A 14,509-nucleotide genomic window follows, 5' to 3' on the forward strand; every position below is an offset into this window, starting at 1 on the left:
GACGCCTCAGGTAGGGAATGGCACGGCGCGCAGCAATGCGGCGACCACGTCGTCGGCTGTGCGTTGTTCGGCCTCGGCCGCGAACGAGAGCAACAGGCGGTGGCGCATCACCGGCGCCGCAAGCGCCACCACGTCTTCGCGGGTGGCTGCAAAGCGGCCATGCAGCAGTGCGCGCGCCTTGGACGCCAGCACCAACGACTGCCCGGCGCGCGGGCCGGCGCCCCACTTGATCCACTGGCGCACCTCGTCGCTGGCCTGCGGGCCAGGACGGCTGGCACGCACCAGACGGTTGATCCAGGTCAGCAACTCCGCGCCCACATGCACCTGCCGTACATGCTGTTGCAGCGCCTGCACGCTGGCCGCGTCCATCACCTTGGGCACCTGCGCGCTCGTGCTGCCGGTGGTCTGGGTAAGGATGTCGCGCTCTTCCTGCTCGCTGGGATAATCCACCCGCACATGCAGCAGGAAGCGATCCAGCTGCGCTTCGGGCAACGGGTAGGTGCCGGCCTGTTCGATCGGGTTTTGCGTGGCCAGCACGAAGAACGGCGCCGGCAGCGCATAGGTGGTGCCGGCATAACTGACCGTGCGTTCGCTCATCGCTTCCAGCAATGCGGCCTGGGTCTTGGGCGGGGTGCGATTGAGTTCGTCGGCCAGCAGCAGATTGGTAAAGATCGGCCCTTGCTGAAAGCGAAAATGCCGATGTCCGGTGCCGTGGTCTTCTTCCAGCAACTCGGTGCCCAGGATGTCGCTGGGCATCAGGTCGGGGGTGAATTGCACGCGGCGAAACTGCAGTTCCAGCGCCTGCCCGAGCGAGCGCACCAGCAGCGTCTTGCCCAGGCCCGGCGCGCCTTCCAGCAGGCAATGGCCGCCGGCGAGCAGGCCGATCAGCAATTGCTCCACCACCGCGTCCTGGCCCACCACGGCCCGGGCCAGGGCGGCGCGCAACGTGCCCAGCTGGGCGAGCTGCGCGGTGAGGATGTCGTCGTTGGGGGAGGTCATGCGCGAATTCTCGTTGGATGGTTGCTGATGCGCGGCGCGCTTGCGCGCGAGGCCTCAGCGGTGATTCTTGATTGCGCAAGCCTGGTTCGACATGGCGAGCACCCTGCGGCGATCAATTGGTCAATGCATACATCACGATGTTGACGCCGAACTTGGTGTTGTCTTCGGCCAGAAAACGCTTGTTGCGCCAGTCGTAATCCCATTCGCAACCGTAATCCTTGTTGCTGTAGAGCACCCCGAGCCGGCCATCGATGCTGATGCCTTTGAGATAGTCGTGCACCAGGTCGTCGCCCCAGCCATTGAGTTCGAAACCGGTGGCCGGCGGGCCGTCGGGGAAGGTGAAGAAGGCGCTGTAGAGTCGATGGTTCTTGGGCAGTTTCTGCAACGCCGTCTTGCCGAAGATCGAGGTCATCTGCGCTTCGAAGGAGGTGGCGAACAAACCGTCGATATCGTGGTTGCAATCGTCCACGAACACGAAGCCGCCGTTACGCACATAGCGCTCGAAGTTGCGCCGCTCGGCCGGGTTGAACTCCACCAGCTTGTGACCGGACAGATAGCAGAACGGCGCCTGCAACATGCGCGGGTCGGCCAGATCCAGCACATGTTCCTGCGGGTCCACCCGCAGCTGGGTGTAGTCGATCAGCGAGGTAATCAGATTGGACGGCATGCGCGCGTCCACATCCCAATCGCCGGAGTCGTAGCGCAACCGGGTGAACCAGAAATCGTAATTGCCGGCCGCCCGCACGCGCTGCGGCAGCGCCAACGCAGCGACGCTACCGAGCAACAGGCCGAGAAAGTGGCGGCGCGTCGCAGGCGCCGCCAAGTGACGTAGACCGGAAACGGAAGGTGCAGGAAAAGTATCAGGATGCAGAGAGCCTGCTGTGCTCTCCCATTCTCGAATCCCGACTCCCGATTCCCGGCTCCTACTCACACCGCATCCGACAACGAAGTAAACGTAAAGTCCCGCAGCCGCATCGGCGGAATCATCATCACGAAGTTGGATTCATCGCCAGCCACGCGCACCGGCTTGCCCAACTCATCGATGTTATTGAGCATGATCACCGGCGATTCGTTGAAGCGGAAATTCTTCACCGGGTATTTGATCTGGCCGTTCTCGATGTAGAACGTGCCGTCGCGGGTGAGCCCGGTCAGCAGCACGGTCTGCGGGTCGACCATGCGGATGTACCAGGTGCGCGTGACCAGGATGCCCTTCTCGGTACCACGCACCAGCTCGGCGATGTTCTTGTCGCCGCCGGCCATCAGCAGGTTGCCCGGCTCGCCGACCGCACGCTTGCCGTTTTTCTGCGCCCAGAAGCGGGAATACTGCAGGTTGGCGATCTTGCCGTTTTCCACGATGGACATCTTCTCGCGCGGCAGGCCTTCCTCGTCCCACGGCATCACTGCCGCACGCGGGTCCCACGGGTCGGCGGTGATGTTCACGCGCGGGTCGTAGACCTGTTCGCCGAGCTTGTTGCCGCCACCTTTCTTGGACAGGAAGCTGCGCCCCTCATCGGCCATGCGCGCATCGAAGAAATTCATCATGAACGAGATCAGGCCTGCGGCCGCCGCCGGCTCCAGGATCACCGTGTATTTGCCCGGCTCCAACGCCTTGGCTTCGGCCGAATCGCTGGCCTTGCGCATCGCGATGCGGATGTCCTGCTCGGCCTTGAAGTCGGCAGCATCCTTCAAATTGCGGCCCACCCAGCCCGAGCCGCGACCATCTTCGGTGCGCACGGTGCAGGTGTAGTCGAAGCGCGCACCGCGCTGATAGCCGAAGTTGCCCTTGCTGTTGGCGAATGCGGTAAAGCTCTGGCCGTCTTCGAGGAAGCCTGCGGCGATCAGCCCCTTGCCCTTGCATGGGGCGATCGAGTCGGCCGCCACCTGCGCGCGGAACGCCGGATCGACCGCTGCCGTGGATTCGCTGAAGGTTGGGCTGGGCCTGTAGGTCTGCTTGTCGACCGCCGGCATGAATTCCGGGTTTTCCGGCGCCAGCCGTGCGAGGTCTTCGGCACGGCGCACCACGCGCTCCAGCGAGGCGTCGTCGAACGCGTTGATGGTGGCAACGCCCACGCGCTTGCCGAACGCCACCTGCACCTGCAGGTCGGTGTTGTCGACAATGCCGCTGGTGGACACGTTGTTGAGCGCAAAACGGATATTGCCGTCGATCGAGCCGGTGAGCGTGGCGGTGCACTCGTCGGCCTTGGACAGCTTGATGACCTTGTCCAGGATGGCCTTGGCCTGCGCTTCGGTAAGGATGCTCATGTGGGTTTCTCCTGTCAGCCGAGCGAGCGGGCGGTGCTGATGACATTGATGCCATCGAAGCGGGCGGTGGACGAACCGTGCGAGACCGCCGAGACCTGGCTCGGCTGGCCCTTGCCGTCGAAGAACGAGCCGCCCAGGCGGTAGTCGCGCTGGTCGGCCACGGCGCTGCAGGCATTCCAGAACTCTGGGGTGCGGATCTGGTAGGCCACGTCTTCGAGCATGCGGGTGATGGCGCCGTTCTTGATTTCGTAGAACAGCTGGCCACCGAACTGCGCGTTGTAACGCTGCTGGTCGATGGAGAACGAGCCATCGCCGATGATGTAGATGCCGTTTTCCACGTTCTTGATCAGATCGCTCACGCTCAGCGGCGTCTTGCCGGCGGCCAGCGACACATTGGCCATGCGCTGGAACTGCACGCTCGACCACGAATCTGCATAGCAGCAGCCATCGGAGGCGGTCTTGCCCAGGATATGCGCCTGATCGCGGATGGCCTGGTAGTCCACCAGCTTGCCGTCGCGGATCAGGTCCCACTGCTTGGTCTTGACGCCTTCATCGTCGTAGCCCACCGCACCGAGGCTACCGGGTTGGGTCTTGTCGGCGAGGATATGCACCTTGTCGCTGCCGTACTGGAAACCGGCCTTGAGCTTGTCCAGCGTGGCGAAGCTGGTGCCGGCGTAGTTGGCTTCGTAGCCGAGCACGCGGTCCAGCTCCAGCGGGTGACCGATCGACTCGTGGATGGTGAGCCAGGTGTGCGAGGGATCCAGCACCAGGTCGTACTTGCCCGGCTTGACCGACGGCGCCTTGAGCTTTTCCTGCGCCTGCTTGGCCGCCGCAATCGCATCTTCCTTCATGTCGTAGGACAGGCCGTAATTGACCACGCCGTTGGGCGAGACGAACTTGCCGGAGGCGGCGCCATCGAGATATTCATAGCCCAGCCCCATCGGCGCGGACAACCCATCGCGGGTGCGGAACTTGCCGCTGGCCTTGTCGATGGCCGTCACGCTCATCGGCGCCCAGATGCGGTGCACGTCCTGGTCGATGTAGGAGCCGTCGGTGCTGGCGAAATACTTCTGCTCGTTGACCACGAACAGCATCGAGTTGACGAAATTGGCCCCGGCCGCAGTGGCGGCGGCATTGACGCCGAGCAGCAGGTCCACCTTGTCCTTGATCGGCACTTCCATGGCGTTTTTCTTGATCGGCGTCTTCCAGCTCACCTCGCCCACGCCCGGCGTCGGCGCCAGTTGCACCGGCGTGCCCTGCACCTTGGCATTGGCCTTGGCGATTGCCGCCGCCTGCGCGGCGGCCTTGGCCACGCCCTGCTCGGTGAGCTCGTTGGTGGCGGCAAAGCCCCACGCGCCGCCCACGATGACGCGGATGCCGGCGCCGATGGACTCGGTGTTGACCACGTTCTGCACCTTGTCTTCGCGGGTGATCACGAACTGGCGCAGGTAGCGGCCGATGCGCACATCGCAATAGCTCGCTCCGGCCTGGCGCGCCGCGTTCAAGCCGGCATCGGCCAGACGCTTCTTGCGGCCCACATCGAAGGGCGTGAGCAACTGCTCGGCGGCAATGGCCTTGCCGAAGTAGGCAGGCACGATCAGCCCGCCCATGGTCAGCCCGGTGAGGGCCAGGAAATCACGTCGCTGCACGGGCAACTCCCCAATAGTCCCGCGCGGCGCGCAGGTGGTGTGGTGACACGCACATGGCTCTGCGCGCGGTATCGGCCGATTCTTGCCGGGCGATGAATGCTGCGTCAAATGACTTTCGGCAGGGGTGCGTGTGCAAACGTTGTGCGCAGGCCGATGGCGTGGCACAACCGGCGTGCATCGAGTGGATGGCGAGCGCGGCTGGCGGTGTGCGATGACTATCGCTGTACGTTGGATGCGCAGATCCATTCCTTAAATCAGGTGCAGAGCGCATGCTCTGCGCGCTCACTGCAGGGTCCTTGCCCGCCCACCATCGCAGGACACGCTGCAAGTACGTCCCTGTAAGCTCCGTGGCGGCATCCATGCCGCCAAGGGTCCCGCGACGGTGAGCAGGCAAGGACCAGTCAAGTTGGTCGGTGTGCAAAGTTTTCAGCAAGCAAACAGCAATGGTCTCGCGCGGTGCTCTCTGTTTTTCAACAAGCAACCAGCGGACTTTCTGGTGCGGTGTCCTCGCCGATTGCGGGACCGTTGGCGGCATGGATGCCGCCATCGAGCCCCCATGGACGGGTTCACGGCGTGTCCCGCGAGCGGTGAGGGCACCGCGCGCTCGACTGACCAAGCTTGAAGATAGTTAAGCGACCGCAACAAACACAATCTCAGTGCCTAAATGTGCTGAGCCAACGCAGACAACTCAATCACCACGCAGTCGATCCACCAACCCTCAACCCAACGAACGCGCGGTATTGATCACGTTGATGCCATCGAAGCGCGCGGTGGACGCGCCATGCGACACCGCCGAGACCTGGCTCGGCTGGCCCTTGCCATCGAAGAACGAGCCACCCAGGCGGAAGTCGCGCTGGTCGCACACGGCGCTACAGGCATTCCAGAATTCCGGCGTGCGGATCTGGTAGGCGCCGTCTTCCACCAAGCGGGTGACCTGGCCGTTTTCGATCTCGTAGAACAGCTGCCCGCCGAACTGCGCGTTGTAGCGCTGCTGGTCGATCGAATACGAACCGCGCCCATGGATGTACAAGCCGTGCTCCACGTTCCTGATCATGTCGGCAACCGCCAACGGCGTCCTGCCTGGCGCCAACGACACATTGGGCATGCGCTGGAATTGCACGTTCGACCACGAATCGGCGTAGCTACAGCCATCGGACGCAGTCTTGCCGAGCAGGTGCGCCTGATCGCGCGTGCATTGGTAGTCGACCAGGATGCCGTCCTTCACCAGCTCCCATTGTTTGGTCTTGACGCCCTCATCGTCGTACCCCACCGCACCCAGGCTGCCCGGCTGGGTCTTGTCGGCGACGAAGGTCACCGCATCGCTGCCCCAGCGGTAACCTGCATCGCGCTTGTCCAGGGTGGCGAAACTGGTGCCGGCGTAGTTGGCCTCGTAACCCAGCACGCGATCGAGCTCCAGCGGGTGCCCGACCGACTCATGGATGGTGAGGAACAGATTGCTCGGGTCGATCACCAGATCGTACTTGCCTGCCTTCACCGACGGCGCGGTGAGTTTGGCGCGCGCCTGCCTGGCCGCGGCGATCGCATCTTCGCGCGCATCGTAGCTGTGCCCGTAACCGATCAGCCCGCCTGGCAGCTGGTGCTTCTGGCCGGCATCGCCATCCAGATATTCGTAGCCCATGCCCATGGGCGAGGACAGCCCATCGCGGGTGCGGAACTTGCCGCTGGCCTTGTCCACTGCAGTGACGGTGAAGGGCAGCCACAACCGGTGCACGTCCTGATCGATGTAGGAGCCATCGCTGCTGGCGAAATACTTTTGCTCATTGATCGCAAACATGCGCGAGGCCACGAAGGTGGCCCCGGCATTGAGCGCAGCTGCATTGACGTCCATCAGCAGCGCCACCTTGTCCTGCAGCGGCACTTCCATGGCGTTCTTCCTGATCGGCGTCTTCCAGCTGACCTGTCCGGCCGGCGTCACCGGCGCCAGCTGCACCGGCGTGCCGCCCAAGCGCGCATTCGCCTTGGCAATGGCCAACGCCTGCCGCGTGGCGGTGGCCACGCCATCGCTGGTCAATGTGTTGGTGGCCGCAAACCCCCAGGCGCCATCGGCCAGCACGCGCACGCCCACCCCGATGGATTCGGCATTGACCACGTTTTCCACCTGCGCCTCGCGGGTGATCACGAACTGGCGCAGATAACGCCCCACGCGCACGTCGCAATAGCTGGCACCGGCAGCCTTGGCGGTGGTGAGTGCGGCATCTGAAAGGCGCCGGTTGCGTGCTGCATCCACTGGGGCAAGCAGCTGCTCGGCGGCGATTAGCCGCGTGTTGGGGAGTAGCAGCCCGGCGGCGCCGATGCCGGACAGGGTGAGGAAGGTACGACGGTCCACGTGCGGTCTCTCCAATCGATGCGTGCAGCGCGAGAGGCGCACACCGGCATCCGAGCGTTACCGCGTACACCGATTTGGTCAAGTGCTAGCGGTGTTCGATCCAAACAGTTCCCTGCAATGCAAACCGAACGTGGCCCGCATAAGCGAACGCGAGCAAGCGTGAATCGTGCGCATGGCGGTGGGCCGCGACGACGCAACCTTGACTCGGCTGCGGATGTACCAGCGCTCCAGCGGGGCGTGCGCTGTCTATCGTACGCAGGGAAATTCGACGACACCCTCGAATCACTGCACTGCACTGCACTGCATCTGGGCGCAGGCGCACTACCGGACAGTGTCGGACGGGATGTTGAAGCCGGCACTTCAGCGCAGTCTCAGGGCGTCCCGCTACGGCGGAGCTTTCGGTCCAGTACATAGCCGAGTACGCCGCCCAATGTGATCGGCAGCAACGCGTAAATCGGAATGAAGATCAGCGCCAATGCCGACTGTGCATCGGCGCGTAAATCGAGGGTTGCATGCGCCCAGGCGAGCACACCAAAGCCAAGCAGGCACGGCACCAACAATGCAATCGGCCGCCGGTACAAAAAGCTGATGCACAGCAGCGCACCCCAGGCGATCGCATTGAATCCACCCAACAACAGCCAACCACCGAGGCCGACATCCGTGTACTGGCGCAACCACCCCAGTCCGAATGGCAGGCGTGCCGCATACGGCAGCACCACGCCGGCGATCACGAGCAGGAAGCGGGCACTCGCTAAAGTCATTGCAGTCTTCCCTACCTGTCGTTCAAGAGGAAACGCTAGCGCATGCGCGTGAACCGGAGAGGGTCCTACCTTATGAAATCGGTGGGTCGTTCCAGCTGGAATATCGATTCGCCCAAGTCGTCCAGCTTCTTGGCAACGATGGCCTGCGCATCGCAGATACCCCGATTGTAGAAATAGGCTCCCACCTCTTCGGTGAAGAAATCCAGCAGAAACTCCGCATCGAAGCGTCCTATCTGCTGCTTCAGTTCCTCGGTGAAATACAGCTGGATCTTACGCGTGATGCCGCCCACTCGCCTTCGCTGAATTTGATCTCGATCATGGATGCTCTGGCTGGCTCAACCGCGGTATCGGGGCGATTTGCGTCGCGACACCGGCAGCTTGGGGCGATTGCTGGCGGTTGAACCCAATCACTTGCTGGTCGGCATCGAGATGAAGGGTCAGATGGCAACCGGCCAGCGGGAAGGCCGCCCTGCCCGAATGTAGTCAAGGTATTCGGACTCGGCAATCCCGATCTTGGTCCAGCGAGTAGGGTCCGCCGCCAGGAATGTGCTGGCATACGTCACGGCAGCGGCAGCGTCCGCAAAGATGGCGGCAGGGGCACAAGGCCCGTCTGGCTCGAAATATGCGAAGTCATGCAGATCCGAAGAGTCTTCGCTGCCAACGTCCTCGACGTCATACATCCATACCTCGATGCAATCGCTTGCCGGCCGTAGCTCGACATGGCGAACGTATGCTGCATCGACTGGGCTTTTTCCGAGAAACTGCTCGACCGACGTGCTGCGCCGTAATGTAGCTGGAATATCGATCGGCAAAAGATGTCGCATACAGGCTCCCTGCCTTCAAATTGCCGTTGCTCCTCAAGTAAATCGAGCCGCGCCGCGATGCGGCGTCGGCTCGATTGTGCTTACTTGGACTGGCTTGCCGCGCGCTTGAAATAGGCCGTGCGCATCATCGGGTTGCCGTCCTTGAAATACGCTTCGATTTCGGTCATGACCTTGCCGTCGGCACTGACCGTATAGGTGCGGGTGGAGGCCGGGACGCCTTGATACATCAACTGCATCACCAACACTCCGGGCTCGGGCATTTTGACCGCGGCACGGTCCACCAGGTAGGTGCCCGACGCCTGGCCCGGTGTGCCGTCCAGCAGTAGCGTGGATTGCGCCTGCAACTTCGTGTCGTCGTGTTCAACGATGTCGGCAGTGGTTGCCCATTTGTTACCCGGAACCTGCTTGAACTGCAGGACGACACGTTTGGGGCGTACAGCTTCCGGCATCGGCAGGCTGCTGGTGTCCAGCAGCCAGGTTCCGACCAGTGGTGATGGCGTGGTTGATGCGGAGAAGGCGGGGGTGGCCTGCAACAGGACGGCAGCCACCAGTGCAACGCGTGCGGTCTTCATGAGAACTCCCTGATCCAGACGTGATCCTTGCGGTCAGTCGGCCGACTGGTGCAAGGCAGTGCGATTGGAATCGACTTCGCGTAGACCGTCCCACTCCGGCTCCGGCCCGAGGGCGATACTCACTGCTGCCACACGTGGAGTCAAATGACGACCCATGAAGACATGTCGCGCCGGCGGCCCTCGTTTGCCATCGTCTAATGAGCGCTGCAATCAGCGGGCGCCATGAACCAAGACACCCGCACTAGGCGGGTGTCTTGTGGAATCCAGTTTGCGTGCCTTGCAAGCTGCACCCGCTGCCTTACGCCTTATCGGCATCCAGGTGATATCGCGTCGCTTCGGCCACTTCGTTCTTCGAGCCCAGGAACACCGGTACGCGCTGGTGCAGCTGTGTCGGCTGGATGTCGAGAATGCGTTCGCGCCCGGTGGTTGCCGCGCCGCCGGCCTGTTCCACCAGCATGCTCATCGGGTTGGCTTCGTACATCAGGCGCAGCTTGCCCGGCTTGCTCGGGTCTTTTTTGTCCCACGGGTAGATGAAGATGCCGCCGCGGGTGAGGATGCGGTGCACGTCGGCGACCATGCTGGCGATCCAGCGCATGTTGAAGTCCTTGCCGCGCGCGCCGTCCTTGCCGGCCAGCAGGTCGCCCACGTAGGCCTGCATCGCCGGTTCCCAGTGGCGTTGGTTGGACATGTTGATGGCGTATTCGGCGGTGTCTTCGGGCACGCGCATGTTGGCCTGGGTCAGCAGGAAGCTGCCTTCTTCGCGCTCCAGGGTGAAGGCGTGGGTGCCGTGGCCCAGCGTGAGCACCAGCATGGTGCTGGGGCCGTAGATGCAGTAGCCGGCGGCGACCTGTTGGGTGCCCGGCTGCAGGAAGTGCTCGTCGCCCGGCTTTTCGGTGCCCTTGGGCGCGCGCAATACCGAGAAGATCGTGCCCACCGAGACATTGACGTCGATATTGGAGCTGCCGTCCAAGGGATCGAACAACAGCAGGAAATCGCCGCTGGGGTATTGGTCGGGCACCGGCTGGCTGTGGTCCATTTCTTCGGACGCGCACGCGGCCAGATGGCCGCCCCAGGCGTTGGCTTCGAGCAGGATGTCGTTGCTGAGCACATCGAGCTTTTTCTGTGCTTCGCCCTGCACGTTGCCGGTGCCGGCATCGCCGAGCACGCCGCCCAGGGTGCCCTTGCTCACGGCGATGGAGATGCGCTTGCAGGCGCGCGAGACGATGGTGATCAGCTGGCGCAATTCCGCATCGATACGGCCGGCGTGTTGCTCTTCGATCAGGAAGCGGGTCAGCGAGGGACGCGACATGGGAACGGGCAGCCTGTGTAGGAAGTGGGCCGCCATTGTCGCCATTGCGGCGTTAGATTTCGATCATCGGGTGCGCGTTCTGCTCTGCAGCGACTTCAGGAGTGCACCCCTTGAACCTTATGTGGCCGGCGTTCGCTGTACACCAGCGGTGACCGATAACCGCGCTCACGCTTGCTGGAGAGGGCTGCGATGAGGATACAAGCGCCCCACGATCCTCCGCTTGAGACTGCGAATGGACAGAGAGCCAACGCGCCCCAGGACGCGTCGCTTCAGCACCGGCTGACGATGCCACCGCTGTAGCATCGATGCGCTGGTTCATCATCAAGAAAATCACTTGCACTCACGGAGAATATTTCTGCGCGCCGACAAGAATGGCGATGACCAGGATCGTGACTGCCGCGACCATTTCAACGTGTCGGAGCCGGCCTTTCTCTTGCAGGCTTATCAAGCCAATGGAAGCGATTGAGAGTAAAATAGGGACAAAATAATAAGTATTGAGTTGTCTGAATTGCGTCGCCCACAGCGAGGCGAGGGAAAACAGCACCGCAATGATACACAGGCTATGATTGTTCCTCACGGTCGGTTCTCCTGGTCGTCGCAGTCCTCGGCCTGGGCGGAACGCAAGCTGCCATCCTCAAGCGTGGACATGAAAAGTTTTTCATACGTCAATGGCTTGGTCCAGCGCCGCCGCAGATCACCTGCAATGAGTGCGGAAGCGCGAATCGATGCTGCACTCAAGCTGGATTCCATCGCCTTGATGGATGTCAATGCAAGCTCTCTGACACGGTTTTCCGCAATCGAACGCGTTGGCGTCCGGGACGGGACATCGTCAAGATAGTAGAAGATTGCCAAAGCCTTGGTCGGATCCTTGTTGACGACTTGCGATAGCAGCGGCCCGGCTGGCGTGGGGCCGCTTTCATAAGCGTGTGCCAGGGCGAGCATTGCGTTGACATCGCCCTGGTCTGCCAGCTTCCATGCAAAACCCTCTGCCAATTGGGAATAGGCGTGAAAAGCCGTCCGATACTTTGCGGCGTCCGAAATTCCCAGGAAAGCAGACCCGCTGACGTAGCCTCTCATGGCGTTGAGGTTGCCCTTTTTCGCTGCGTCCTTCCATTTATCGATGGCGTCCCTGGCGTTTATCGAAATGCCGGCGCAATACTCCGCTCGCGGGCGCAGCGCCTCGAAATAGCCGGCGGCGCCCAGATTCTTTGTCTCAATCATCGCCAATACGTCGTCATACTGTCGTAGCAGTAGCAGGCACTGCTCATAGATGGCTGCCACATGGCATGCCGCTGCGGCATCCCCTCGTCTGGAGCGCATCTCCAGGTCGCTCAGCGACATCCTGGCGGGAACATTGCTGGCCGGAGCAGCGCCGGCAAATGCGCTATCCGATTTCAGCTCGGAATGTACGTCAATGACCTGATTAGAGGGCTGTCTCGATTGTTGTTCAGCAGGAAAAATTTCTAAGTCGCGAAAGAGGAAAATAATGAGAGCGACAATAGCGAGAAATAAAAACAGCAGGGACCACCAGATCCCTGCTGACTTTCTTGAAAGTTTCATGCAATTAATAAGCAACTATATGGCAGATGACGCCATCTTTTGTGCTTACGCATGTTATGCCTGTTCTCGTTCCAGATCCCGTAGGTTGGTTGAATTTAATGCCACTTCGATTAGCCCAGGCATAGAATTTATCTATATCTGCCTGGCTATTGCTGAAATCGTAAGTGCGTGTGCCGCCTTCGCCTCCCGAAAAGTCAGATTTAGTTATTGGCACTATATTGCCACTGGAGTCGCGTTGGCTGTCTTTCACGCGGACCCAGGACTTCGTTTGGCTATCAAAAGTATAAGTTGCAGTACTTTTATCGTCAAAAATAAACTTTATCGTCAAATTCACGCCGCCTGGATTAAAGCCAGGAAAGGGATTTACTATTTTCGCAGCTTCCGCTGCCCTTTGGAAAAAATCGGCCTTTGAATTTTCGATCGCACTGACTACTTGTTGCTCGCGCGACGGGTTATCTATGACGTCGTAGATGGAAGTCGGGCGATTGAAGTCAGCTAGACCTACGGCGTTACTAGTTAGCATCCTTTCGCCATATGCATCGGCTAAAGTATTAACAAAGCCAAAAATCTGGGACTCTACATTGCTCATGCTGACATGTTGAACAATGGTCTCGCCATCTGCCTCATAATTCCAGCTATAAATCCCCTTCATGACAGACCTTGATTGAGGATTTGCTACATACGCAGGTTGGCGCGCATTTCTATATGCCCCGCTTTCAAAAATTAGTATATGCGAGACCATGGAGCTCATTTCTGCTTCTGTACAACCATCGCAGGTCTTTGTAACTGCCATCGCAGTGGGTGCGATAAAGAGACAGGGGAGGAGTAATGAGAGGGAGGGCCGCATTTTCGTATCCTTACGTTGGGTGTCCAATCACGGTTTCATGGCTACATCAAAAATGCAAGAAAATTAATATCATAGCTAAAATAACGAAGAATTAAGAACACCTGATGGATTTCAACGCTCAGACCCGGCTGACAGTGGCCACGGCCTGGGCCACGTAGTCCAGGTTACGCTGGCTCAGTGCTGCCACGCAGATGCGGCCGGTGCCGACGGCGTAGATCGCGAACTCGTCGCGCAGGCGGTCCACCTGGGTCTTGGTCAGGCCCGAGTACGAGAACATGCCGGCCTGGCGCTGGATGAAGTCGAACTCCGGCGCACCCAGCGTGGCGAGTTTTTCCACCAGCCCGGCGCGCAGGGAATGGATGCGCTCGCGCATGTCGGTCAGTTCCTGCTCCCACAGATCGCGCAGCTCCGGGCTGGTCAGCACGCCGGCCACCAGGGCGGCGCCGTGCGTGGACGGGCTGGAGTAGATCGTGCGGATGATGCGCTTGACCTGCGACTGCACCGCCTTGGCTTCGGCGGCGGTGGCCGAGACCACCGACAGCGCGCCCACGCGCTCGCCATACAGCGAGAACGACTTGGAATAGGAACTGGCGACCACGTAGCTGTCGATGCCTTCGGCAGCCAGCAGGCGCACCGCATAGGCATCGGCCTCGATGCCCTTGTCGAAGCCCTGGTAGGCGATGTCGACGAACGGGAACAGGTTGCGTTCCTTCAACAGGCCGGCCACCTGCTTCCACTGTTCCTTGCTCAGGTCGGCGCCGGTGGGGTTGTGGCAGCAGGCGTGCAGCAGCACCACGGTGCCCGGTTCGAGCTTGGCCAGGTCGGCGAGCATGCCGTCGAAGTTCAGGCCATGGATGGCGGCATCGAAGTAGGTGTAATCGACAACCTCGAAGCCGGCCGCGCCGAATACCGCGCGATGGTTTTCCCAGCTGGGGTTGCTGATGGCGATGGTGGCGGTGGGCAGCAGCTTCTTGAGCAGGTCCGCGCCCACGCGCAATGCGCCGCTGCCGCCGACGGTTTGCGAGGTCGCCACGCGGCCGCAGGTCACCAGCGCAGAGTCGGCGCCAAACAGCAGCTCCTGGGTAGCCTTGTCGTACGCGGCCAGGCCGTCGATGGGCAGGTAACCCCGCGGTTTGGCGTCCTGCGCGAGCTGCTGCTCGATCTTGTGCACGGCGCGCAACAGCGGGATGCGCCCGTTTTCGTCGTAATAGATGCCCACGCCCAGGTTGACCTTGTTGGGGCGGCTGTCGGCGTTGTAGGCCTCGGTCAGGCCCAGGATGGGGTCGCCTGGAACCTGTTCCACGTTTGCAAAGAAGGACACGGCATGACTCGCTGAAGGACGAAAGAGTGGGGTACTTCCGGATCGTTGACCGCTGCTG

Annotated in this window: 14 protein-coding genes; all 14 read right to left on the reverse strand. The window is 61.3% G+C overall.

The features are described 5' to 3' along the window. Positions 1-6 precede the first annotated feature (6 nt). Positions 7-999 carry an AAA family ATPase gene (locus LN450_RS21110; RefSeq protein WP_011345839.1) on the reverse strand — a complete coding sequence of 331 codons (993 nt, stop codon included), beginning with the start codon at positions 997-999 and terminating at the stop codon, positions 7-9. A 112-nt stretch (positions 1,000-1,111) separates the two neighbouring features. Further along, positions 1,112-1,930, reverse strand: coding sequence for a DUF4159 domain-containing protein (locus LN450_RS21115; RefSeq protein ID WP_011345840.1), 819 nt, complete (start codon positions 1,928-1,930; stop codon positions 1,112-1,114). Next, the gene (locus LN450_RS21120; protein ID WP_008573991.1) at positions 1,927-3,261 is read right to left on the reverse strand and encodes a TldD/PmbA family protein; all 1,335 of its coding nucleotides are present in this window, start codon (positions 3,259-3,261) and stop codon (positions 1,927-1,929) included. Before LN450_RS21120 ends, LN450_RS21115 begins: the two co-directional genes overlap by 4 nt. Before the next feature lie 14 nt (positions 3,262-3,275). Next, positions 3,276-4,910 (reverse strand): TldD/PmbA family protein, encoded by a 1,635-nt coding sequence (locus LN450_RS21125; RefSeq protein WP_011345841.1) that lies wholly within the window; start codon positions 4,908-4,910, stop codon positions 3,276-3,278. A gap of 718 nt (positions 4,911-5,628) precedes the next feature. After that, complete coding sequence (locus tag LN450_RS21130; RefSeq protein ID WP_011345842.1) at positions 5,629-7,257, reverse strand: TldD/PmbA family protein; 1,629 nt, start codon at positions 7,255-7,257, stop codon at positions 5,629-5,631. 371 nt (positions 7,258-7,628) lie between these two features. Further along, positions 7,629-8,018, reverse strand: a complete 390-nt coding sequence (locus LN450_RS21135) for a hypothetical protein (protein ID WP_011345843.1) — start codon at positions 8,016-8,018, stop codon at positions 7,629-7,631. Between the two features lie 65 nt (positions 8,019-8,083). Continuing rightward, the gene (locus LN450_RS21140) at positions 8,084-8,308 is read right to left on the reverse strand and encodes a DUF2164 domain-containing protein (protein WP_011345844.1); all 225 of its coding nucleotides are present in this window, start codon (positions 8,306-8,308) and stop codon (positions 8,084-8,086) included. A gap of 147 nt (positions 8,309-8,455) precedes the next feature. Next, on the reverse strand, positions 8,456-8,842 hold the full coding sequence (locus LN450_RS21145) for a hypothetical protein (RefSeq protein ID WP_011345845.1): 387 nt from the start codon (positions 8,840-8,842) through the stop codon (positions 8,456-8,458). An 80-nt stretch (positions 8,843-8,922) separates the two neighbouring features. Further along, positions 8,923-9,390: a hypothetical protein gene (locus LN450_RS21150; RefSeq protein WP_031420529.1), complete on the reverse strand. Its 468-nt coding sequence runs from the start codon at positions 9,388-9,390 to the stop codon at positions 8,923-8,925. Between the two features lie 322 nt (positions 9,391-9,712). Further along, entirely contained in the window at positions 9,713-10,723 is a 1,011-nt protein-coding gene (locus tag LN450_RS21155; RefSeq protein ID WP_039417260.1) for a class 1 fructose-bisphosphatase, read from the reverse strand. 340 nt (positions 10,724-11,063) lie between these two features. Next, the gene (locus tag LN450_RS21160) at positions 11,064-11,300 is read right to left on the reverse strand and encodes a hypothetical protein (protein WP_005921230.1); all 237 of its coding nucleotides are present in this window, start codon (positions 11,298-11,300) and stop codon (positions 11,064-11,066) included. Next, positions 11,297-12,283, reverse strand: coding sequence for an SEL1-like repeat protein (locus LN450_RS21165; RefSeq protein ID WP_005921229.1), 987 nt, complete (start codon positions 12,281-12,283; stop codon positions 11,297-11,299). Before LN450_RS21165 ends, LN450_RS21160 begins: the two co-directional genes overlap by 4 nt. A 4-nt stretch (positions 12,284-12,287) precedes the next feature. Next, positions 12,288-13,034, reverse strand: coding sequence for a hypothetical protein (locus LN450_RS21170; protein WP_126952886.1), 747 nt, complete (start codon positions 13,032-13,034; stop codon positions 12,288-12,290). Between the two features lie 214 nt (positions 13,035-13,248). Continuing rightward, positions 13,249-14,451 (reverse strand): amino acid aminotransferase, encoded by a 1,203-nt coding sequence (locus LN450_RS21175; protein ID WP_011345849.1) that lies wholly within the window; start codon positions 14,449-14,451, stop codon positions 13,249-13,251. Positions 14,452-14,509: the final 58 nt, after the last annotated feature.

The sequence above is a fragment of the Xanthomonas euvesicatoria pv. euvesicatoria genome, from assembly GCF_020880415.1.
In the GTDB taxonomy this organism is placed as follows: Bacteria; Pseudomonadota; Gammaproteobacteria; order Xanthomonadales; family Xanthomonadaceae; genus Xanthomonas; species Xanthomonas euvesicatoria.

Bases quoted from the DNA above. Each gene is read 5' to 3' on its own strand.
- LN450_RS21145 (WP_011345845.1), bottom strand. From the start codon at position 8,842: ATGCGACATCTTTTGCCGATCGATATTCCAGCTACATTACGGCGCAGC.
- LN450_RS21155 (WP_039417260.1), bottom strand. From the start codon at position 10,723: ATGTCGCGTCCCTCGCTGACCCGCTTCCTGATCGAAGAGCAACACGCC.
- LN450_RS21170 (WP_126952886.1), bottom strand. From the start codon at position 13,034: ATGAGCTCCATGGTCTCGCATATACTAATTTTTGAAAGCGGGGCATAT.
- LN450_RS21165 (WP_005921229.1), bottom strand. From the start codon at position 12,283: ATGAAACTTTCAAGAAAGTCAGCAGGGATCTGGTGGTCCCTGCTGTTT.
- LN450_RS21110 (WP_011345839.1), bottom strand. From the start codon at position 999: ATGACCTCCCCCAACGACGACATCCTCACCGCGCAGCTCGCCCAGCTG.
- LN450_RS21120 (WP_008573991.1), bottom strand. From the start codon at position 3,261: ATGAGCATCCTTACCGAAGCGCAGGCCAAGGCCATCCTGGACAAGGTC.
- LN450_RS21135 (WP_011345843.1), bottom strand. From the start codon at position 8,018: ATGACTTTAGCGAGTGCCCGCTTCCTGCTCGTGATCGCCGGCGTGGTG.